Source organism: Acinetobacter sp. YH12117 (assembly GCF_013418865.1).
Classification (GTDB): Bacteria; Pseudomonadota; Gammaproteobacteria; order Pseudomonadales; family Moraxellaceae; genus Acinetobacter; species Acinetobacter indicus.
In genome coordinates this window covers 1-20,288 of record NZ_VPBF01000007.1, presented here as the reverse complement: position 1 = coordinate 20,288, position 20,288 = coordinate 1, and the positions used below count along the sequence as shown (strand labels likewise).

Annotated in this window: 24 protein-coding genes; 22 read left to right on the top strand and 2 right to left on the bottom strand. The window is 45.7% G+C overall.

Translation table 11 applies throughout. From position 1 onward, the window contains the following. Positions 1-6 precede the first annotated feature (6 nt). The 20 genes from lpxK (at position 7) to pyrF (ending at position 15,208) form a co-directional block, all read left to right on the top strand. A complete protein-coding gene (lpxK, locus tag FTU55_RS04180; protein ID WP_075174512.1) occupies positions 7-1,023 on the top strand; it encodes a tetraacyldisaccharide 4'-kinase in 1,017 nt (338 codons plus the stop codon). Continuing rightward, positions 1,020-1,784, top strand: a complete 765-nt coding sequence (gene kdsB, locus FTU55_RS04175) for a 3-deoxy-manno-octulosonate cytidylyltransferase (protein ID WP_104488987.1) — start codon at positions 1,020-1,022, stop codon at positions 1,782-1,784. Before lpxK ends, kdsB begins: the two co-directional genes overlap by 4 nt. Before the next feature lie 8 nt (positions 1,785-1,792). After that, positions 1,793-2,776 carry a DNA polymerase III, delta' subunit gene (locus FTU55_RS04170; protein WP_005177500.1) on the top strand — a complete coding sequence of 328 codons (984 nt, stop codon included), beginning with the start codon at positions 1,793-1,795 and terminating at the stop codon, positions 2,774-2,776. An 11-nt stretch (positions 2,777-2,787) separates the two neighbouring features. Beyond that, positions 2,788-3,129, top strand: coding sequence for a PilZ domain-containing protein (locus FTU55_RS04165; RefSeq protein ID WP_005177501.1), 342 nt, complete (start codon positions 2,788-2,790; stop codon positions 3,127-3,129). Positions 3,130-3,158: 29 nt separating this feature from the next. Then, positions 3,159-3,932, top strand: a complete 774-nt coding sequence (locus tag FTU55_RS04160) for a TatD family hydrolase (RefSeq protein WP_168381360.1) — start codon at positions 3,159-3,161, stop codon at positions 3,930-3,932. 60 nt (positions 3,933-3,992) lie between these two features. Beyond that, a complete protein-coding gene (locus FTU55_RS04155) occupies positions 3,993-4,607 on the top strand; it encodes a TetR/AcrR family transcriptional regulator (protein ID WP_016658223.1) in 615 nt (204 codons plus the stop codon). Positions 4,608-4,612: 5 nt separating this feature from the next. Continuing rightward, positions 4,613-5,185 carry a prepilin-type N-terminal cleavage/methylation domain-containing protein gene (locus FTU55_RS04150; protein WP_160241360.1) on the top strand — a complete coding sequence of 191 codons (573 nt, stop codon included), beginning with the start codon at positions 4,613-4,615 and terminating at the stop codon, positions 5,183-5,185. Between the two features lie 115 nt (positions 5,186-5,300). Next, a complete protein-coding gene (gspI, locus tag FTU55_RS04145; protein WP_228288776.1) occupies positions 5,301-5,672 on the top strand; it encodes a type II secretion system minor pseudopilin GspI in 372 nt (123 codons plus the stop codon). Continuing rightward, entirely contained in the window at positions 5,669-6,304 is a 636-nt protein-coding gene (gspJ, locus tag FTU55_RS04140) for a type II secretion system minor pseudopilin GspJ (RefSeq protein ID WP_152342358.1), read from the top strand. The genes gspI and gspJ overlap by 4 nt, the downstream gene beginning before the upstream one ends. 33 nt (positions 6,305-6,337) lie before the next feature. After that, the gene (gene gspK, locus FTU55_RS04135) at positions 6,338-7,297 is read left to right on the top strand and encodes a type II secretion system minor pseudopilin GspK (RefSeq protein WP_171526201.1); all 960 of its coding nucleotides are present in this window, start codon (positions 6,338-6,340) and stop codon (positions 7,295-7,297) included. Between the two features lie 147 nt (positions 7,298-7,444). Next, on the top strand, positions 7,445-8,041 hold the full coding sequence (locus FTU55_RS04130) for a 6-carboxytetrahydropterin synthase (RefSeq protein WP_005177512.1): 597 nt from the start codon (positions 7,445-7,447) through the stop codon (positions 8,039-8,041). A gap of 41 nt (positions 8,042-8,082) precedes the next feature. Further along, a complete protein-coding gene (gene ung, locus FTU55_RS04125; RefSeq protein WP_005177514.1) occupies positions 8,083-8,796 on the top strand; it encodes a uracil-DNA glycosylase in 714 nt (237 codons plus the stop codon). Continuing rightward, positions 8,793-9,917 (top strand): enoyl-CoA hydratase/isomerase family protein, encoded by a 1,125-nt coding sequence (locus FTU55_RS04120; RefSeq protein ID WP_005177517.1) that lies wholly within the window; start codon positions 8,793-8,795, stop codon positions 9,915-9,917. The genes ung and FTU55_RS04120 overlap by 4 nt, the downstream gene beginning before the upstream one ends. Positions 9,918-9,920: 3 nt before the next feature. Beyond that, positions 9,921-10,442: a tRNA adenosine(34) deaminase TadA gene (gene tadA / locus FTU55_RS04115; protein ID WP_127799402.1), complete on the top strand. Its 522-nt coding sequence runs from the start codon at positions 9,921-9,923 to the stop codon at positions 10,440-10,442. A gap of 57 nt (positions 10,443-10,499) precedes the next feature. After that, on the top strand, positions 10,500-10,931 hold the full coding sequence (locus FTU55_RS04110; RefSeq protein ID WP_104473640.1) for an SRPBCC family protein: 432 nt from the start codon (positions 10,500-10,502) through the stop codon (positions 10,929-10,931). A 27-nt stretch (positions 10,932-10,958) separates the two neighbouring features. Next, the gene (gene cmk / locus FTU55_RS04105; RefSeq protein WP_180046258.1) at positions 10,959-11,642 is read left to right on the top strand and encodes a (d)CMP kinase; all 684 of its coding nucleotides are present in this window, start codon (positions 10,959-10,961) and stop codon (positions 11,640-11,642) included. Positions 11,643-11,748: 106 nt separating this feature from the next. After that, the gene (gene rpsA, locus FTU55_RS04100) at positions 11,749-13,425 is read left to right on the top strand and encodes a 30S ribosomal protein S1 (RefSeq protein WP_005177527.1); all 1,677 of its coding nucleotides are present in this window, start codon (positions 11,749-11,751) and stop codon (positions 13,423-13,425) included. Positions 13,426-13,585: 160 nt separating this feature from the next. Beyond that, positions 13,586-13,891 carry an integration host factor subunit beta gene (locus tag FTU55_RS04095; RefSeq protein WP_180046256.1) on the top strand — a complete coding sequence of 102 codons (306 nt, stop codon included), beginning with the start codon at positions 13,586-13,588 and terminating at the stop codon, positions 13,889-13,891. Between the two features lie 25 nt (positions 13,892-13,916). Next, entirely contained in the window at positions 13,917-14,282 is a 366-nt protein-coding gene (locus tag FTU55_RS04090) for a lipopolysaccharide assembly protein LapA domain-containing protein (RefSeq protein WP_005177535.1), read from the top strand. A gap of 245 nt (positions 14,283-14,527) precedes the next feature. After that, positions 14,528-15,208, top strand: a complete 681-nt coding sequence (gene pyrF / locus FTU55_RS04085) for an orotidine-5'-phosphate decarboxylase (protein WP_168398082.1) — start codon at positions 14,528-14,530, stop codon at positions 15,206-15,208. A 69-nt stretch (positions 15,209-15,277) separates the two neighbouring features. Here pyrF and FTU55_RS04080 read toward each other — a convergent pair whose 3' ends face one another. Together FTU55_RS04080 and FTU55_RS04075 are read right to left on the bottom strand one after the other, a co-directional pair. Then, positions 15,278-16,186, bottom strand: a complete 909-nt coding sequence (locus FTU55_RS04080; RefSeq protein WP_168398083.1) for a lysine exporter LysO family protein — start codon at positions 16,184-16,186, stop codon at positions 15,278-15,280. 41 nt (positions 16,187-16,227) lie between these two features. Continuing rightward, entirely contained in the window at positions 16,228-17,757 is a 1,530-nt protein-coding gene (locus FTU55_RS04075; RefSeq protein ID WP_160241354.1) for an NAD(P)/FAD-dependent oxidoreductase, read from the bottom strand. Between the two features lie 157 nt (positions 17,758-17,914). Here FTU55_RS04075 and FTU55_RS04070 point away from each other — a divergent pair, with 157 nt between their 5' ends. Together FTU55_RS04070 and zapE are read left to right on the top strand one after the other, a co-directional pair. Next, positions 17,915-18,922, top strand: coding sequence for an AraC family transcriptional regulator (locus FTU55_RS04070; RefSeq protein ID WP_075166796.1), 1,008 nt, complete (start codon positions 17,915-17,917; stop codon positions 18,920-18,922). A gap of 83 nt (positions 18,923-19,005) precedes the next feature. Next, on the top strand, positions 19,006-20,160 hold the full coding sequence (zapE, locus tag FTU55_RS04065) for a cell division protein ZapE (RefSeq protein ID WP_005177549.1): 1,155 nt from the start codon (positions 19,006-19,008) through the stop codon (positions 20,158-20,160). The last annotated feature ends 128 nt before the right edge of the window (positions 20,161-20,288 follow it).

Genomic DNA, 20,288 nt, shown 5'->3' with positions numbered 1-20,288 from the left:
TCAGCCATGTCATTTGCACAATTCATTCAGGACGCTTGGAACAAGCAAGCCAAATGGTTGGTTGTGCTACGGCCGTTGGCGCTGTTATATCGTGGTGGCAGTGTGCTGAATCAGAAGCTGTATGCTTCGGGGATGAAAGCAGCCTATACCGCACCAGTGCCGGTGATGGTGATTGGCAACATTACCGTAGGCGGTAGCGGCAAAACGCCGCTGCTGATTCATCTGGTTAATTATCTGCATAGCCTGAATGTGCGTGTTGGCGTAATTAGCCGCGGCTATGGCGGCAAAGGCCCATTCCCGGCCTATGTTGATTTTGAATCGACGCCAGATATGGTCGGCGATGAACCCTGTCTGATTGTACAATCTACCGGTGCGCCAATGGCGGTCGGTGCCAATCGTCAGCAGAGTATTGAATTGCTGCTGTCCAGACATGAACTGGACCTGATTATCAGTGATGATGGTTTGCAACATCTGGCGCTCAATCGCCAATTGGAATGGATTGTGCTGGATAATAATCGCGGTCTGGGCAATGAAAAAATTCTGCCTGAAGGTTATTTGCGAGAGCCGAAAAGCCGCCTGAATACAGCAACCGTGATTGAACATGCGGCACAGCCAAGTTCAGCGCTGAATATGCATCTGGAAGTGGCTGAGCCTTATTTACTTAATGCCATAGAGGGTAAGGTGTTTAATCCGCAAGATGCTTTTTATGCCGTGGTTGGGATTGGTTTTCCGCAGCGTTTTTATCGCACCTTAGAGTCGATGGGCATCCAGCAATTCCAGTGCCACGAATTTCCAGATCATCATGATTATGAAATTGATGACTTGCAGTTTGAAGATCATCAACCGATTATTACCACCGAAAAAGATGCGGTGAAAATTTTGCCCTTGCTGAAACAGTATCCTGATTTTAACCGGGAAATCTGGGTGGTGCCGGTTGAAGCGGTATTGTCACCCGCCTGTTATCAGGTTTTGCATCAACAGTTAGCGCAGCTGGGTTTGACCCTGAATGAAGGACAGTTATGAAACACATCGTTATTCCTGCACGTTTTGCCAGTTCACGCTTACCGGGTAAGCCCTTACTTGAAATTCATGGCCGTCCCATGATTTTACGGGTGGTGGATCAGGCCAAAAAAGTTGAAGGTTTTGATGACTTATGTGTGGCGACAGATGATGTGCGTATTGCCGATGTCTGCCGCGCTGAAGGGGTGGATGTGGTCTTGACTTCAGCGGATCATCCTTCTGGGACTGACCGTTTAAGTGAAGTAGCGCGGATTAAAGGCTGGGCCAGTGATGACATTATTGTCAATGTGCAAGGTGATGAACCTTTGTTGCCCGCGCAGCTGGTGAAACAGGTGGCGCAGCTCTTGGTCGATCAGCCTGGCTGTTCGATGTCGACACTGTGTGAACCGATTCATGCGCTGGATGAGTTTCAGCGTGATAGCATTGTCAAAGTGGTGATGTCCAAGCACAATCAGGCTTTGTATTTTAGCCGTGCGACCATTCCTTATGATCGTGACGGGGCGAAAAATGCCGTGCCGCAATTGCATGATCAGGCTTATCGTCATTTGGGCCTGTATGCCTATCGGGTAAAACTGTTACAGGAATATGTGACTTGGGAGATGGGTCTGCTGGAGCGTCTGGAAAGTCTGGAGCAGCTGCGGGTGCTGGAAAATGGACATCGGATTGCGATTGCCGTGGCTGAAGCCAATTTACCGCCGGGTGTCGATACCCAGGAAGATCTGGATCGTTTGAATGCGCTTGATCTTGCACATTTTGAATCGTAGAGCTGGCCATGCAGAATGAAGTGACTGCGCAGATTTATCCCTGGCAGCAAACAGTTTGGGATACACTAACGGGCAGATTTCCCCAGTTGGGCCATGGACTGCTGTTTTATGGTAAAAAAGGCTGTGGCAAAGAAGCTTTTGCGCAGCAGTTTCTGGCCTGGATTTTGTGCCAGCATCGTCATGAGCGCAATCTGCCCTGTGGCGAGTGCGGCAGTTGTCAATGGTTAAAATCAGATACGCATCCGAATTATGTTTATGTCACGATCGATGAAGAGAATAAAAAACAAAACGCGAAAATTAAGATCGAGAAGATCCGTGATTTATTACCATTTGTGCAACAAACCGTAGATGGCTGGCGGGTTATTGTGATTGAGCCGGCAGAAGCCTTGAATATTGCTTCTGCCAATGCCTTGCTAAAAACACTGGAAGAGCCGGGCGAGCGGGTGGTGATTATCCTGCTGGCCGATCATTACCTAAAGCTGCCCGCGACTATTCGCAGTCGTTTACAGCATTTTGCCCTTGACCGGATTGCTCCGGAACTGGCCCATGATTTTTTAAGCCAGCACTTGCCGGAAAGCAGCGAGCAGCAAAAACAGCTGCTGATGAACCTGTCCAATCAGATGCCGCTGCAAGCCATTCAGGTGGCCGAGCAGGACTGGTTCTTTAAGCGCGCTGACTTTGTGCAAGACTGGCAAAAATTGGTCAGTCAAAAAAATATGCCGATGGCAATTGCGACCAAGTGGAATAAAGAGCTGAGTTTTAGTGAATTTGGTCAGATGTTTGAATACTTGTTGTCAGATTTGATTTGTGTCAAGCTAAATCAACCGGTGAAAAACATCGACCTGACACTAAGCGCGCTGGCCGAGCAGTATTCGCTGGAAGCATTATTTGATATTTATAGTGATATACAACAATCAAAACAGATGACAGAGCAGAATGTTCAAAGCAATCTGATTCTTGATCAGCTGTGTATAAAATTGATGAATCTTTAAGGGGAAACAGTATGCAGCCACGTATGGGCGGAATTATCCAGGCCAATATTCCAGATCTAGAAACGCTCTATTTAAGTTATATGCCCTATGTGGTCGATGGCGGACTGTTTATTCCTTCCAAGCAACCGGTGCAGATGGGCGAAGAAATCTTTGTACTGGCGACCTTGCCGGAACAATCACAAAAAATTCCACTGACCGGTAAAGTAATCTGGATTTCACAAAAACAGAATGGGGTGAAATTACAGGGCTTTGGTATTCAACTCAGTGGTGAAAAGGGTCTGTATTACAAAGCAGAAGCAGAAAGACTACTGGCAGGACTTAAGTCTTCAAATCGAAACAGTTACACTATGTAGTCTGTTCTAAGTTGTTGTAGGAAACGCCTGTGTTTGTAGATACGCATTGTCATTTAACCATGCTCGATTTAACTCCGTATGATGGAAATCTGGATCTGGCATTGGCGCAGGCGCGAGAAGCCGGCGTATCTAAATTTATGAGTATTTCGGTCGATCTGGATGACCATATCGAACTGGCAAAAATTGCCGCACGTCATGCAGATGTCGGTTATACCGTGGGTGTGCATCCTTGTGAAGATGCGGCCACCATGGCGCGTGCCACCACTGACTATCTGGTCGAGCTGGCACAACCGGAAAAAGTCTGGGCGCTGGGGGAAACCGGGCTGGATTATTATCACAGTACCGATTTTATTGCCGAGCAGAAAGACTGTTTTGCCCGCCATATCCATGCCTCGCAAATCGTAAAAAAACCGGTGGTGGTGCATACCCGTTCAGCCAAGCAGGATACGGTTGATATTATCCGCGCAGAAAAATCAACCCATGGGATTTTGCACTGTTTTACCGAAGATTGGGAAACCGCCAAAGCGGTACTGGACTGCGGTTACTATGTCTCTTTCTCGGGTATTGTGTCTTTTAAAAATGCCCAGGATTTACGGGATGTGGCCAAGCAGGTGCCACTAGATCGCGTTCTGATTGAAACCGATTCACCGTATCTGGCACCAATGCCATATCGTGGTAAATCAAATGAACCAAAATATGTCCCATATGTAGCCAAAGCCCTGAGTGATGTATATGATAAGTCACTGGAAGAGATGGCTTTCATAACCATGCAGAATTTTGAAAACCTCTTGAACCAAAAGTAAAAATCTAGAAATTTTTAAAACTGACCGATAAGTGCATAAGAGAGAGTTTATAGGGTGAAGATGGATCGTCAGGCTCAATTTCGAGCAAGAGAAACCTTAATTTTTCAAGTGGCAGAGCAGTTGCTATTAGAAAATGGCGAAGCAGGGATGACGCTTGATGCCTTGGCCGCAGAATTAGACCTGGCCAAAGGCACGCTTTATAAACATTTCCAGAGTAAAGACGAGCTGTACATGTTGCTGATTATTCGTAATGAGAACATGCTGCTCGAAATGATCAAGGATGCTGAGAAAAAGTTTCCTGAACATTTGGCCTTCTTTATGCTGCATCACTTGCATCATCCAGAGCGCACGGTACTGTTCCATCAGATTGAAGAGCGCCTGTCGACTACCGGTATGGGCATCAACCATCTGTTTAACGAACTGTATCAGGTGCGTAAACAGCGCCTGCGTCTGATTATTCGCATGACCGAGCATTATCTGGAATCAATTCAGAGCAAAATGTCAGTGCGTGATTATCTGGCCTCGATCTGGTCATTGACGCACGGTGCGGCGGCCATTCTAAATTCCAGTTTTTACCAGCGTTATCTGGGTTCACGTGACACCTTGCGCGTGGCCTATATCGATCAGGCACTGGCCTTGCCGAAACAAGTTCAACATCTCGAACAGATCGTCTAAATCTCATGACTAGATCGCATCACTTCTCATCTGTTCGTGGTTTTACACTCATTGAATTGATGGTGGTGATTGTGGTCATGGCCATTGCCGCCTCACTGGTGCTGATGAATATTGGCGGGGTGGACCAGCGCAGCGCCATGCAGGCACGTGAAGTGTTTTTGATGGATGTGAAGAAGCTGCAACGCGAAGCGGACGATCAATCGCGTGTGCTGGCTCTAAATGTTCAAAATGCCACCGATGTGTCACCATTTCGTTATGAAGTTCTGGAATATTTGCCAGCAACCACCGCTACCGACAGTTCAAGCGTCATGCTCAGTCAAACCGCGACCCGCTGGCAAAAATATGCCGAATTTGAGATGCAAAGTTTGCCCGATGGAGTGAGCTTTCAGATCCAGCCTTTACAACACGGCTTTGAGAATGCGCAGAATGCCGCCTTGCTGCAAGGCGATGCGCCGAAACTGATCTGGCTCGGTAATGGCGAAATTAAACCGGTACGGATTCAGTTTTATTTCGAGCAGCGTCCGGTTGGGGCTGAAATCGAAATTGATCATCTGGGTAAGATCGTGAATGAAGAATAGATTATTTTCAGCCTTCTTATCGCCTGATCTGCAAAAACTGAGCCGGCTTTTTTCCAGCTGTTCAACATCCGCGTACCGATTACGAGCATATCCGCATCAGACCCGATTCAAGCGTATTGCCGGTTTTACCTTATTAGAAGTGATGGTGGCACTGGCGATTTTCGCTACAGCTGCCATGGCGCTGACTCAAGTGGCCATGCAATATACCCAGTCGACCTCTCATGCCATTTTAAGAACCAAAGCGCAGTTTGTGGCCTTAAACGAACAGGCTCTAATGGAAATCCAGCAGGACTGGCTGACGGGTACGCAATCAAAACAGGTCACCCTGCAAGGTGAAAGCTGGCAAATTGATAAAAGCGCACAGCCGACCATTAGCCCGAATGTGCAGCGGGTAGAAGTGCAGGTCAGCTTATTTAACCCCGATACCGGTCAGGTTGAAGCCGGCATCACCCATTTGGTGTTTTTTAATCATCGGGTGGCGCAATGATTAAGGCTAAACGCGGATTTACTCTGGTCGAGCTGCTGGTGGCCATTGCCATCTTTGCGGTGCTGTCTGCCTTGGGTTGGAAAGTATTTGATTATCTGGTCAAGGTCAAAGACCGTAACCAGTGGCATGAACAGCAGTTAGAAGGATTGCAGGGTGCCTATCAGCAAATCTTGCGTGACAGCATTCAGATTGTACCGCTGACGGCCAACATCAATAATGATATTCAGCCAGCTTTGGTATTACAAAACGGCCGTTTTAATTTTAGCAAGACCGGTGTGACCGATCCTTTGCAGCAGGGCATTGCCCCCACTGAACGGATTGAATATCAGTACCGGGCCGACGAACAAAAACTGTATCGTCTGAAATATGCCAATTTGCATCAATCCGGGCAGGATCAGCCGGTTTCCAGCGTATTATTGGACAATGTTAGCCAGTTTCAGGTCAGTGTGCTGAATCCGCAGGAGCTGAGTAACTGGCCAGACAGCAGTATTGACTTAAATGATAATCAACAAAAACGCAAACTGCCAAAAGGCATTAAAATAAATTTAACCGTACAAGATGTACAATATGAATGGATTTTTAGCCTGTTAAATACTGACTTCCTGAAATCAGACAATAAAACCACATCATAAAACAGGCACTAAAGACAGGCAGTGAATGGGGCAATGAGACAGAACATAAAACAGCAACAGGGTATTGCGCTAATCACCATTTTAATGATGGTGGCATTGGCCACCATTTTGGCGGCGACCATTGCCAAACGTCAGGCCTATACAGCAGAAAGTACTGCTTATTTAATGCGGCAGAACCAGTCCTTGCTCTATGCCAAAAGTGCCGAAGCCTTCTTCGCTGAATTGCTCAAAGATGATGCTGAAAATGCTGCCGAGGTCGATCATCTGCAAGAAAACTGGGCCCAGCCGATGCCAGCCTTTCCTGTCGAAGATGGTTTTGTGGCGGGTGTGTTGAGTGATGAATCGGGGAAGTTCAATTTAAATGCCTTGCTGAATGACAATGGCAATGTTAATGAAAATGCCAAACTGTATTTTGAACGGCTGCTGGTGCGTGTTGGCTTGCCTGCCCAAATCAGTGAAGCGGTAATTGACTGGCAAGATGCCGATGATTTACCCATCGGGCCGATGGGTGCCGAGAGTAGCTATTATCAGGGCCTACCTAATGGTTATTTACCTTCAAATTCCTTGTTTTATAGTGTCGAAGAACTGAAACAGGTACGCGGCTTTGAAGAAGGTCAATATCAGCTGTTACTGCCTTATGTCAGTGCTTTGCCGAACCGCAGTACCAGTATCAACATCAATACGGCACCGGCTTTGGTGCTGGCCAGTATTGATGACAAGCTGGATGTGAACCAGATTCAGCAGGTGCTGGAACAGCGTCAGGCCAATCTGGAGCATTTTGCCAATACGCAGGAACTGTGGGAGCTGGATGCCTTTAAACAGGTGGATGCCGCCCTGAAAGCTCAGGTCGGTGCTTTACTGGGGGTACAGTCCAATTACTTTAAGGCAAAAATTGAAGTGATGCTGAGTGAACGCAAACGCCAGTTTAGTAGTGATCTGGTGCGCGATAAAAAAACGGTTTATGTGGCCTATCGCAGCATGGCACCATTTTAAAACACAGCCTTTCAGCGCAATTTTCACTGTGCATAAAGCGAGATAGGTTTTAGCTATCAAGTTAAACAGCAAATTTAATGCTTATTCCTTTAATTTTGCTTTATAATTAATAGTCGATTCACAAATAATCTGGCCTGATCGGGACACATGTTAATTCGTAAGTTATTTAAGTTTGAAAATGCTCATATTGTGCGTAACTGCACTTCAGACCGCTGTAAACGTTCAATACACGGCCATAGCTATAAAGTTGAGCTGTTACTTAAGGCAACGAAATTAGATCATGGTCAAATGGTCTATGATTTTGGCTTGCTAAAAGGTGTGATTAAAGAAATTTTTGATTCTTTCGATCATGCGATCTGTTTCTGGCAACAGGACAATCCGGATTATATTCAGGCCTGCCAAAACTTCAGTGCACGCTGGGTCTCTTTACCAGTATCGCCATCTGCCGAGCAGTTTTCCCGTATTTTCTTCTTTCTGGCGCAGCAGGTGCTGGCCTCAACCATCACCCAGAATGGTGAAGGTGATGTTGAAGTCTATTCGGTAATTGTGCATGAAACCGATACCGGTTATGCGCAAAGCTTTTTAGAAGATATTGAAAACGAACAAATGGGACGGCTTGCCCTGGATCAGATCGAGTTTTCAGCGCAGGTGCGCGCGGAATGGTCAGATCCCGAGATGTATGAAAAATTGAAACAGGGTATTAAATTCCAAAACCCAAGCGTAGATTTACAGGTTAAACTCTAATACACACATCCTGACATGGATATAAAGGATTTAATACAGGTATGTCTTTAACTGAACAGCAACACGCGAAACTGGAGAAGGTTCAGTTAGATGCGAGCTGGAAATATGCCCTGAGCGATTTTTTGCTGGGTGAGAAAATGGATGCCTTAAAAGCATTCCTACTCGAAGAAAAACAAGCCAATAAAGTGATTTATCCACCAAGTGGCTTAATTTTTAATGCACTAAATACCACGCCGCTAGAGCAGGTCAAAGTCGTTATTCTGGGCCAAGATCCTTATCATGGTCCGAATCAGGCACATGGCCTGAGCTTTTCTGTGCAGAGAGGGGTTGCATTACCGCCATCTTTACGTAATATTTTCCATGAGTTACATACCGACTTGGGGCTAGATATTCCCAAGCATGGCGATTTAACCCGTTGGGCGGAACAGGGTGTGCTGCTGTTAAACAGTGTCCTGACTGTTGAGGCTGCACAGCCAACATCGCATCAGAAGCGGGGCTGGGAAGAATTTACAGATCATGTGATTGATGTCCTAAATGAACAGCGTGAGCATATTGTGTTCATTTTATGGGGTGCCTATGCACAGCGTAAGGGACAACGCATTGATCCGAATAAACACTTAATCTTGAAAGCCGCACATCCGTCGCCGCTGGCGGCAAACCGTGGTGGTTTTTTTGGATGTAAAGTGTTTTCAAAAACAAATAATTACCTGAAACAACATGGCATTGAGCCTATAGACTGGCAGCTGGACGCATGACACAAACTCCCGTATTGAAACAGTATCATCCCGATTTAATTGTTGAAGAAGCACAAAATGGCTGGCGTATTGTTCGTTTGAACCGTCCAAAGTCGTTGCATGCACTGGATGAATCTATCGTGACTGCTTTACTGGAAGTCTTTCAGGACTTTCATACGGATGAGCAGGTGAAAGCCATTTGGCTCGATTCCACTACACCAAAAGCTTTCTGTGCCGGTGGCGATGTGCGCAAACTGCGTCAACTGGTGATTAATGACGAAGTTGAGGCAGCCAATAAATTCTTTGAACAGGAATATGCGCTGGATTTGTTGCTGCATAACTATGCCAAGCCGGTGCTGGTCTGGGGTGAAGGTTATGTGATGGGCGGTGGTTTGGGTCTGTTTATGGCAGCGCCGTTCCGTCTGGTAACCCCGCATTCACGTCTGGCAATGCCGGAAATTAATATCGGTCTTTATCCAGATGTAGGTGCATCGCGCTTTCTGGCAGATCGGGGTGCTATTGGTCTGTTCACTGGTTTAACCGGTTCGATTATGACTGCCGCCGGCGCTTACGGAATTGGCTGGGCCACACATATCTGTGATGTCGCACGTGATGTGGTGTTGGACCGGATGATTAATATTGACTGGGATCATTATCCGGCCGGTGATTTCCGTGCTATTGATGACACCTTAAACAGTATGCACCGTCCGGTTGGACCAGGGCCATTGCAGAACTCGTTAGATGTGATTCATAGCGTGTGTCGTGGTGTCAACTTTGAACATGACTATGAAGCAATTGTCGGTCTAAGTGATGCGCGTAGTGACTGGTTGCGTCAGGCCAGTGAAAACCTGCAAAAAGGTTCACTGACAACTGCAGCCCTCAGCTGGTTATTATGGCAATGGGGCAAACAGGTGCATTCATGGAATGAAGTGTTTGAACTGGAAACCCAGATTTCGGCCTGGAAAATCAATCATCCTGACTTTGTCGAGGGTGTGCGTGCCCGTCTGGTCGATAAGGATTTATCTCCAGAGTGGAAGCAGGGCGCTGATCGCAGCCTGAAAGGTATTCTGGCTGATGATCCACCGGTGACGTCAATTCAAAGCTGGAATGACCTGCTGAAACGTCATGGTGTTATCAGCTGATTTATGTCTGATGTAGAAGTTTATTCTGATGAATACTGGATGCAGCATGCTTTTGAGCAGGCTGCATTAGCGGCCTCGCAGGGAGAAATTCCTGTCGGGGCAATTTTAGTCAGTCGGAACCAGATTATTGGGTCAGGCTATAATGCGCCCATTTCCCTGAATGATCCTACTGCGCATGCTGAAATTCTGGCGATTCGTCAGGCCTGTAGCCACATTGCAAATTACCGTTTGCCGGAAGATACCACGCTCTATGTCACGCTAGAGCCGTGTACCATGTGTGTGGGTGCGCTGATTCATGCCCGGGTAAAACGGGTAGTATTTGGTACCACCGAGCCGAAAGCCGGTTCTCTGGTTAGTGCACGCCAATTGCTGGACAGTGGCTATTATAATCATCTGTTTGAGTTTGAATCGGGCTGTTTGCAAACCCAGTGTGCAGCCCAGTTGAGAGATTTTTTCAAGCTGCGTCGTGAGCAGAAAAGACAGCAAAAATTACAACAAAAGTCCTTAAATGATCAGAATCTTTAAAGCATTTTCCTCTACACTAAGCCGTGTACGTGATTGAATCCCTTTAGGAACAATAAAATGAACGCTATTCAAATTAAAAAAGAATTTAATGCGCCTGTAGCACAGGTATTTGAATTAATGTCGAAACATGCCACCTATAACACCGCTTTTGCACCTTTGCAGGTTAAGCGTGTCAAGGATTCCGCTGATCCTGAACGCCCGGATGGTGTGGGTTCAGTGCGCCGGATGGGTTTTGGCCCGGTTAAGCCTTTGCAGGAGCAGATTACGGTGCTTGAGCCAAATCAAAGGATTGAATATAAAATTATTAAAAATCCGTTGGTGAAACATCATTTGGGCGTGATTGAATTTGAGCCTGTGGCAGAAGATAAAACCCTGGTGACCTACCGGATTGAGCTGCAGGCACGCGCGCCTTTTGTCAGTAAACTCATTCTTGCTCAGTTGAAAACTGCAATTAAAATCGGTTTAAGTAAACTGGCTAAATCTGTATAAAAATCTGTAAATATGTCTGGAAACGCAATGACAGTTCAAATTATTACCATTGATGGGCCAAGTGGCTCGGGTAAAGGTACGCTTGCCGCCAAACTGGCTGCACATTATCAATTTCACTTGCTGGACTCAGGCGCGTTGTATCGTCTGCTCGGGCTGTCATTGCATAAGGCAGATTTGCTGGAAAGTCTGGGTAGCGAACTGGGCAAATGCATCGAAATTGCAACAAATTTAGACATCAAATTTCAGAGCACAGCAACCGGCACTCAGGTCATGCTGGATGGCGAAGATGTCAGCCAGACCATCCGTACCGAACGTGTCGGAGAATATGCTTCAAAAGTAGCAGCAATTCCGGAACTTAGAACGGCATTGTTGGCCCGTCAGCGTGCTTTTGCCCAAGTGCCGGGGCTGGTAGCCGATGGTCGTGACATGGCCACCTCCATTTTTCCTGAGGCACAAGCCAAAATTTATCTGACTGCATCGGCAGAGTCGCGCGCGCAAAGACGTGTAAAACAGTTGCAGGGTATGGGGCTGGATGCTAAAATAAACGACATTTTAGCTAATATCGAAGCTCGCGACAAACGAGATATGGAGCGCGAAGTTGCTCCACTCAAGCCAGCGGTTGATGCTTACATCATTGACAGTTCAGATTTGAACATCGATGAAGTCTTTCAACTGATGACACGTTATGTCGATCAGCAGTTAGCAAACTAAATTTATTCAGCGAATGCATAGCTTGATCAGTTTTATACGGACTATGTAAACGCTTAACTAAACCGGCCTTGTCTGATCCAAGACCGCTGACTTTATCGGAAATATCATGACCGAATCTTTTGCAGCCCTCTTTGAAGAAAGCGAATTAAACCTCAACGTTGAAAAGGGTGCTGTCATCCAAGGCGTTGTAGTAAGCATCGACTCTGATTGGGTAACAGTTGACACTGGCCTTAAATCTGAAGGTATTGTTGACCGTGCTGAATTCTTAAATGAACAACGTGAACTTGAAGTTCAAGTTGGTGATACTGTTGATGTTGTTGTTGAAGCTCTCGACAACGGTATGGGTCAAACAGTTTTATCACGTGAAAAAGCGAAACGTGCTGAAACTTGGACTAAACTTGAAAAAATCTTTGAAGACGGCGAAATCGTTACTGGTGTTATCTCTGGTAAAGTTAAAGGCGGTTTCACTGTTGACATCGGTCCAGTTCGTGCGTTCTTACCAGGTTCTTTGGTAGACACTCGTCCTATCCGTGACACAACTCACCTTGAAGGTAAAGAGTTAGAATTCAAAGTTATCAAGCTTGACGCTAAACGTAACAACGTTGTTGTTTCTCGTCGTGCTGTTATGGAAGCTGAATCTTCAGCTGACCGTGAAGCGCTTCTTGCTCAGCTTGAAGAAGGTCAAACAGTTACAGGTACGATCAAGAACCTTACTGATTACGGCGCGTTCGTTGACCTTGGCGGTATCGACGGTCTTCTTCACATCACTGACATGGCTTGGAAACGTATCAAGCACCCATCAGAAGTTGTTGAAGTTGGTCAAGAAGTTACTGTTAAAGTACTTAAGTTTGACAAAGAACGTAACCGCGTATCTTTAGGCCTGAAACAATTAGGCGAAGATCCATGGTTAGCGATCATGAGCCGTTATCCTAAAGGTTCTATCGTTAAAGCTCGCGTAACTAACTTAACTGACTACGGTTGCTTCGCTGAAATCGCTGAAGGCGTTGAAGGCTTAGTACACGTTTCAGAAATGGACCACACAAACAAAAACATCCACCCATCTAAAGTTGTTCAGATCGGTGACGAAGTTGACGTTATGGTTCTTGAAGTTGATGAAGAGCGTCGTCGTATTTCTCTTGGTATCAAACAAACTCGTGCTAACCCATGGGAAGAGTTTGCTAAGAACCACGACAAAGGTGAAAAAGTTTCAGGTACAATCAAGTCAATCACTGACTTCGGTATCTTCATCGGTTTACCAGGCGGTATCGATGGTCTAGTTCACTTGTCTGACATCTCTTGGAACGAACAAGGCGAAGAAGCGATTCGTCGTTACAAGAAAGGTGACACTGTTGAAGCGGTTATCCTGTCTGTAGATGCTGAAGGCAACCGTATCAGCCTTGGTATCAAGCAATTGAACAGCGATCCATTCAACGATTTCTTAGCTGCTAACGAACGCGGTGCGCTGGTTAAAGGTACTGTAACTGCAGTTGACGCGAAAGGCGCGACTGTTAAGTTAGCTGACGAAGTTGAAGCAACTCTGAAAGCATCTGAAATCAACCGTGATCGCGTTGAAGATGCAACTAAGTTCTTAGAAGTTGGTCAAGAAGTTGAAGCGAAAATCATCAACGTTGACCGTAAGTCTCGCTCTATCAACTTGTCTATCAAAGCGAAAGACGAAGCTGAAGAGAAAGAAGCAGTAGCTAACTTACGTCAAGCAACAGCTTCTCAAGACAATGGTCCTAAGACTATTGGTGATCTGATCAAAGCTCAGATGAACCACTAAGTAGCTGTGGAAAAGTATGATTAATGTAATTTAACTCTTACTTTTTACACAAATACTGTAAACGGTAGCGTAGTATTAACTTATTGCGCTACCGTTTTGTATTTAAACAGGTTATTATCGGTTTTAAGTTAAAGTAGCTTGATAATTAAAGAGGTCGCAGATGACTACTGAAGCACTTAATAAGTCTGACTTAATAGAGCGAATTTCCCTAAAAAATCCACATTTAGCGGAACCTTTAGTTGAAGAAGCTGTTAAGATTATGATTGATCAAATGATTGAATTACTGTCTGCAGATAACCGAATTGAAATTCGTGGATTTGGTAGCTTTGCATTACATCATCGTGAGCCACGTGTAGGTCGTAACCCGAAAACGGGCAAGTCAGTTAAAGTGGCGGCAAAAGCGGTACCTCATTTTAAACCAGGTAAAGCATTGCGCGATGCAGTGAACGCATCTGCAGAGAAATAATTAATTTATATCCTGAGGTGTGTTTATGCGTTACGTCTTAGTCGCATTATTGATTGTACTGTTTGGCTATTCATTGGCTCTGGTTTTACAAAACGGGACCGAGCTGTCAGTTGACCTTTTGTTCACTCAAGTTCCAGCCATGCGTTTGGGGTTATTGTTATTACTGACCCTGGCACTGGGTGTTGTTGTTGGACTTTTACTGGGTGTGCAGATTTTCCGCGTATTCCAGACCAGCTGGGAAATCAAGCGACTGCGTAAAGATATTGACCATCTGCGCAAAGAGCAAATTCATACGGCACAGTTGGCAGCGGCTGAGGCGGCTGCAAATACACGCCATGAAAAAACGGTAGTCGATATTCATCCGAATGATCGTTCATCTACACCTTTATAGTGGACGCTTGAATAAAGTTGAATGGCTTTTTTGAGGTCTGCAACTTGAAATATTTAACGCTTAAGAGCTGATCTCCTAAGCGTTTTTTTATGCAGCCATGTTTTGAAACGCTTAGTTTAATCCATAAGGTTTTATAAATAAGCAGTTTAATTTAACTGCTTTGCTTATATTCAATAAAATTCACTTGGTTGCCAGATTTGAAATTCGTATAATGCTTTAATTTTGTCAGTTTTAAGGGTCTTCTCATGAGTATTATCGTTGCTTTAGATGCAAAAAGTCATTACGACGCAATGACAATTGCCGAGCAGCTAGACCCAGCCTTATGTCGGGTTAAGGTCGGTAAAGAGCTGTTTACCCATGAAGGGCCAGCAGTGGTCAAAGCACTGCAAGATAAAGGCTTTGAAGTTTTTCTGGATTTAAAATTCCACGATATTCCTAATACCACAGCTCAGGCGGTATGTGCGGCAGCAGACTTGGGCGTATGGATGGTGAATGTGCATGCCTCTGGCGGCCGAAAAATGATGGAAACCTGTGTAGAGCGCTTAAAAGCAGGGAATTACAATACCCAGCTTATTGCTGTGACTGTTTTGACCTCAATGGGGCGTGAAGATTTACGTGATATCGGTTTAGACATTGAGCCATTTGAACAGGTGAAGCGTTTGGCAGCCTTAACCAAAGACAGCGGTTTGGATGGTGTGGTCTGTTCAGCGCAAGAAGCCAAGATGCTGCGTGAAAGCTTGGGTCAGGAGTTTGCTCTGGTAACGCCGGGGATTCGCCCTGAAGGTTCTGCTGCAGATGACCAGAAGCGTATCGTCACGCCTAAACAGGCGATGCTGGATGGTTCAACGCATCTGGTGATTGGTCGCCCAATTACCAAGGTGGAACATCCTCGTCAAATGCTTAAAGATATTCTAGCGACGTTGTAATCTCCCTAAATCCCCCTTTTCCAAAGGGGGACTCCTCCCTTTGTAAAGGGAGGTTGGAAGGGGTTAAATCTAAATCACTGCCAGAATACTGACCACGATAGGTGCCAATACTGACAACACAAAACCACTGACCATGGCATGAGGAATAAAGTCATTGCCACAGGCCTGTTTCACCATTGGTAAGGTCACATCCATCGCTGTAGCGCCGGCAGAAGAAATGGCCGCACGCGGATAACGCCAACCAATCAGATACATCAGCACAATCGCAAAGATTTCCCGGAATAAATCATTCATCAGGGCAATACTGCCCAGTTCCGGTGTGCGCAGTTCACTAATTACAATGCCGCTCATGGAATAAAAGCCATAGCCTTGCGATAGCATGATCAGATCTTTTAGGGAAATATGTGATAGCCAGAATAAGCAGAACAGCGCCCCTAATATCGAGCCAACAATACAGCCTACTGGCACCAGCAGGATGTTCCAGTTTAACCAGGAACGGTCAAGCGGTGCGCGTGCGAGATCAAAGCCAATCATCAGCATAAAGACCAGCAATAAATGCCAGGTACTAATATGTAAATTGAGCTGCCAATATTCACTGCCCAGATAAAGCAGATAACCAGCGGCTAAAGCAATGAAGGCATAACTGATATTGAGTAAGGATTGTAGTACCAGACTAAAGGATACGCGTCCTTGGCTGGGCTGAAAGCCGGCCCATTTAAACAGGCCATAACAGCAGGCGAAAGCACCGAGACTGGTGCTAAATGAAATCAGCATTGCGCTGGTTAAAATACGTTCCGGTTGAGGGATTTGGTTTAAAGTCTGGGCAAATTCAAGTGAAATGGCGATCAGTAGAATATAGCTGAAATAAGGTAACAGTTTCAGCATAAGCTGTTGCAGCCAGCGGGGAAACCGGGCTGCAAAGGCATAGCCGAGATAGAGACAAAATAGTAGCTGGAAAATAAGCCAAAAGGATTGCATCTATACTCGCCTAAAATCAATTCCTGCTTATTATGCCTGAATTAGCTGGCCAGCTGTTGTTTTGCACGTTTATTCAGTAAGCGATAATCAGCCGGATTCACTTTCTGGGTTTTTAACCAGTATTTCCAGGTATAGGTCGGCCAGAGGGCAAAGTTTTTACCGCCATCTTGCTGATACCAGCTGACACAACCGGATTGCCAGATGGTCCCGGCCAGCATCTCCTGAACATAACGGTTATAGTCATCATGAACCTGATCTTTAATGACTATGGCATCGGTCTGGGTACGTTCGACCAGCTTGATCATCTGCAAAATATAGTCAACCTGTGCCTCAATCATAAACACTACGGAATTATGCGCCAGCACGGTATTGGGGCCTAGCAGCTGGAACAGGTTGGGAAAGCCTTTGGTGCAAATGCCATAATAACTTTCGGCGCCATCTTTCCAGGCCTGTTTCAGCTCCACGCCATGTTCACCGACACAATCAAACGATTTCAGATAAATGCGCGGATCGGTAATAAAACCGGTGCCATAAATCAGACAATCAATTGGGCGTTCTTTGCCATCTTTGGTGATGATGCTGTGTTCAGTCAGCTCCTGAATGGCATCAGTCACCAGTTCGACATTGGTGCGATTAAAGGTCGGATAATATTTATTGGAGACCAGAATACGTTTACAACCCATAATATAGTCAGGAATCAGCTTGGCGGCGATGCGTTTGTCCTTGACCTGATATTTTAAAAAGGCTTCGGCCAGTTTCTGGGTATATTTCATTACCCCTGGTTTTACAATCGGCACCACGCGGGATTCATTGGACCAGTACAGGCGGGCGCGGTGCAGTTTTCTAAACCAGTCAAACTTTTTAAACAGCTTTTTTTCAAGCTGGCTATAGAGTCGTTCATCGCGTGGAATCACCCAGGCGGCGGTACGCTGAAATACATACAGCTGTCTGGTTTGTGGGGCAATTTCCGGAATATATTGAATGGCACTGCCGCCAGTACCAATTGAGGCGACATTTTTACCGTTTAAGTCGTATTGATGATCCCACTGCGATGAATGAAAGACCTTGCCTTTAAATTTTTCGATCCCCGGAATATGTGGAATTTGCGGCACATGCAAGGGTCCGGAGGCAAATACCACGTATTGGGCAATTAGCTTGCGCTGCTGATTGAGCTGTAAATGCCATTCGCAGTCCTGTTCCTGATAATGCGCAGACAGGACTTCAGTCTGAAACTGGCAATAATCTCTGAGCTGGAACTGATCGGTCAGGCCCTGAATATAGGCAAAAATCTCTGGCGCTTCGGCATAGCGTTTTGACCAGTCGGTTTTGGGCGCAAATGACAGGGAATACATATGCGATTGCACATCACAGGCCGCACCCGGATACTGGTTTTCCCGCCAGGTACCACCAACCTCATTGGCTTTTTCCAGAATAATAAAATCGGTGATCTGTTGCTGCAGCAGGCGAATGGCCATCGCCAAGCCACCAAAACCGGCACCAATAATGGCAATTTTAGTTTTTTGAACGGCATGATTTGTAGAAAAATCATGATTTGACAATGCATCATGCATAGTTGTATATCCTTTTCTTTTTATTTCTATGATTAGCATATAAGCGGGTCAGTGCAGATGCCATGATAGCACTGACAAAAAAATTGATATTTTCGGCAATTTAAAAATAGTGAATGATATAGTAAAACAGATACACAGACGTGACTCAAGCGCCCCTATGAAACGATCCATTCTCGGTCTCATGTACTTAATTCAAGGTATGCGAAATGCCGGAATTGATGTGGATGAGCGTTTGCAAAGTATCGGGCTGCATGCAGATGCGTTAGATGCCAGTTCGGTGATTCATCCGCGACTGGAACTGGATATTCTGAAGATTATTGGCGCCGGGGTGCGACCTGAGCAGGGTATTTTTATTGGTCAGCATTATGCACTGGCCGGTTATGGTCCCTTGCTGATGTTACTGGTAACCTCTGACACCATTGCGACCGCGATTGAAAAAGGCATTCAGTATCAGGGGTTGACTCATCTGACGGGGCAGCTAAAGCTGAAACATGAAGCAGATCGGGTGGCGCTGCAATATCTGCCGAATGATCTGGATAGCGATTTGGGTATGCTGCGGGCGCAATGTGAAATTTCCGGGACTTTCAAGTTTATTCAGGATCTTTACAAGATGATGAGCCTGAATGTGCCGCAAATCCGTATTGAACTGCCATTTGCACGGCCAGATCAGGCACAGGCCCTGGCGGCTTATCATGACTATTATGGTCATGACTTGTGTTTTGGCCATGACCATGCAGCGTTCTGGTTCGAGCAGTCGGTGCTGGAAGTGAAAATTCCATCCGCTGATTCAATTACCTTCAAGACCTTTGAAGAAAAGTGTATTGAAGAGCTGCAGCGCTTAAAACTGGAAGATCAGGCACCGACCTTGGTGCAGCGGGTCAAAGATTATCTGGAATTGCAGCAGGGCGTGATGCCGACTATGGCAGAAACCGCGCAGGCCTTACAGATTCCAGAACGTACCTTGCGGCATCAGTTGCAGCAGTTGAACACCAGTTATAAACAGATTCGTGAAGATTTAATTAAAGACAAGGCATTGAGATTAATTGAATATCAAGCTTATTCAATTGAAATGATTGCAGAGTTACTGGGTTATTCAGAACCTGCAGCTTTTAATCATGCCTTTAAACGCTGGTTTGGACAAAGTCCGCGCCAGTATGGGAAATAGCCTAAGCATTTTAAACCCAAAGTGGTATATTGTGCGGCGGTTATCTTCGTTATCATTTATTAACCCCAAAAGTACTGAATAATATGTCTGACTTCAACTCATCCCACAACACAGCATATACTCCATTGTCTCCGGCAGAACGCTATGCACAGGCGTTGGCGTCGGGGCAGTTCATGCCAGATGAAGCACAGGCCGAAGCGGTACACGAGCTGGATCGGGTGTGGCAAGAGTTAATTCAGCGTTATAAAGCCTCGAAAAAGGCCTTTCGCCGTTTTCGTCGTCAGACATCTCCGCGCGGTGTGTATATGTGGGGTGGGGTTGGACGCGGTAAAACCTGGCTGATGGACCAGTTCTATGAATCAATTCCGTTTCGCCGCAAAATCCGTATGCACTTCCATCACTTTATGCAGCATGTGCATCGTGAACTGAACAAACTGTCAGGGCAGCGTAACCCGCTCGATACAGTGGCTGACCAGATTTATAAAGATGCGGTGATCATCTGTTTTGATGAATTCTTTGTATCTAACGTGACCGATGCCATGATTCTCAGCGACCTGTTCCAGAAGCTGTTTAATCGCGGTATTACTTTGGTGGCCACCTCAAACATCGCGCCAGATGGCTTGTATAAAAATGGTATTCACCGTGACCGCTTTATTCCAACCATTGAAATGGTGAAAAAGAACTGTGCCATTTTAAATGTCGATGCAGGAGTGGATTACCGTTTACGCGTGTTAAAACAGGCGCAACTGTTTAAATCACCGCTGACACATGATCATAATGTCTGGATGGCGCAGCGTTTTGATGCGCTGACTCATACCCAAACCCATTCGGATGAGCCCATTACCATCAACAACCGTTTAATTGAAACGGTGGCGCATACTGAAGATGTGTTGTGGTGTGAATTCTCGGAAATGTGCCTGAAACCGCGTAGCCCAGCTGACTATATTGAAATTGCCAACCTGTACAATACCGTGCTGGTCAGTAATGTGCCGCATTTAACCGATTATCTGGCCGATGGTACACGCCGTTTTATTTATCTGGTCGATGAGTTTTATGATCGTGGCGTAAAGCTGCTATTAACCTCAGAAGATTCGATTATTGAACTTTACCAAGGTGAAAAACTGGCCTTTGAAATTGAACGGACGCGTTCACGTTTGCTGGAAATGCAGTCAGATGATTATTTACATGCAGCGCATCGTCAGATTTCAGCTGCGGGTGCATCGACTGAAGCGTCTTAATTGTGTGATTCATAGAGATCGTTTCAATTTAGCGATCTCTAAATCCATCTTGTAATTGGCGTGTTGAATCCGTTCATTGGATGGGTTGTATTGCTTCTGGACCTCATCAGAGAAAGGGGTTTCTTCAC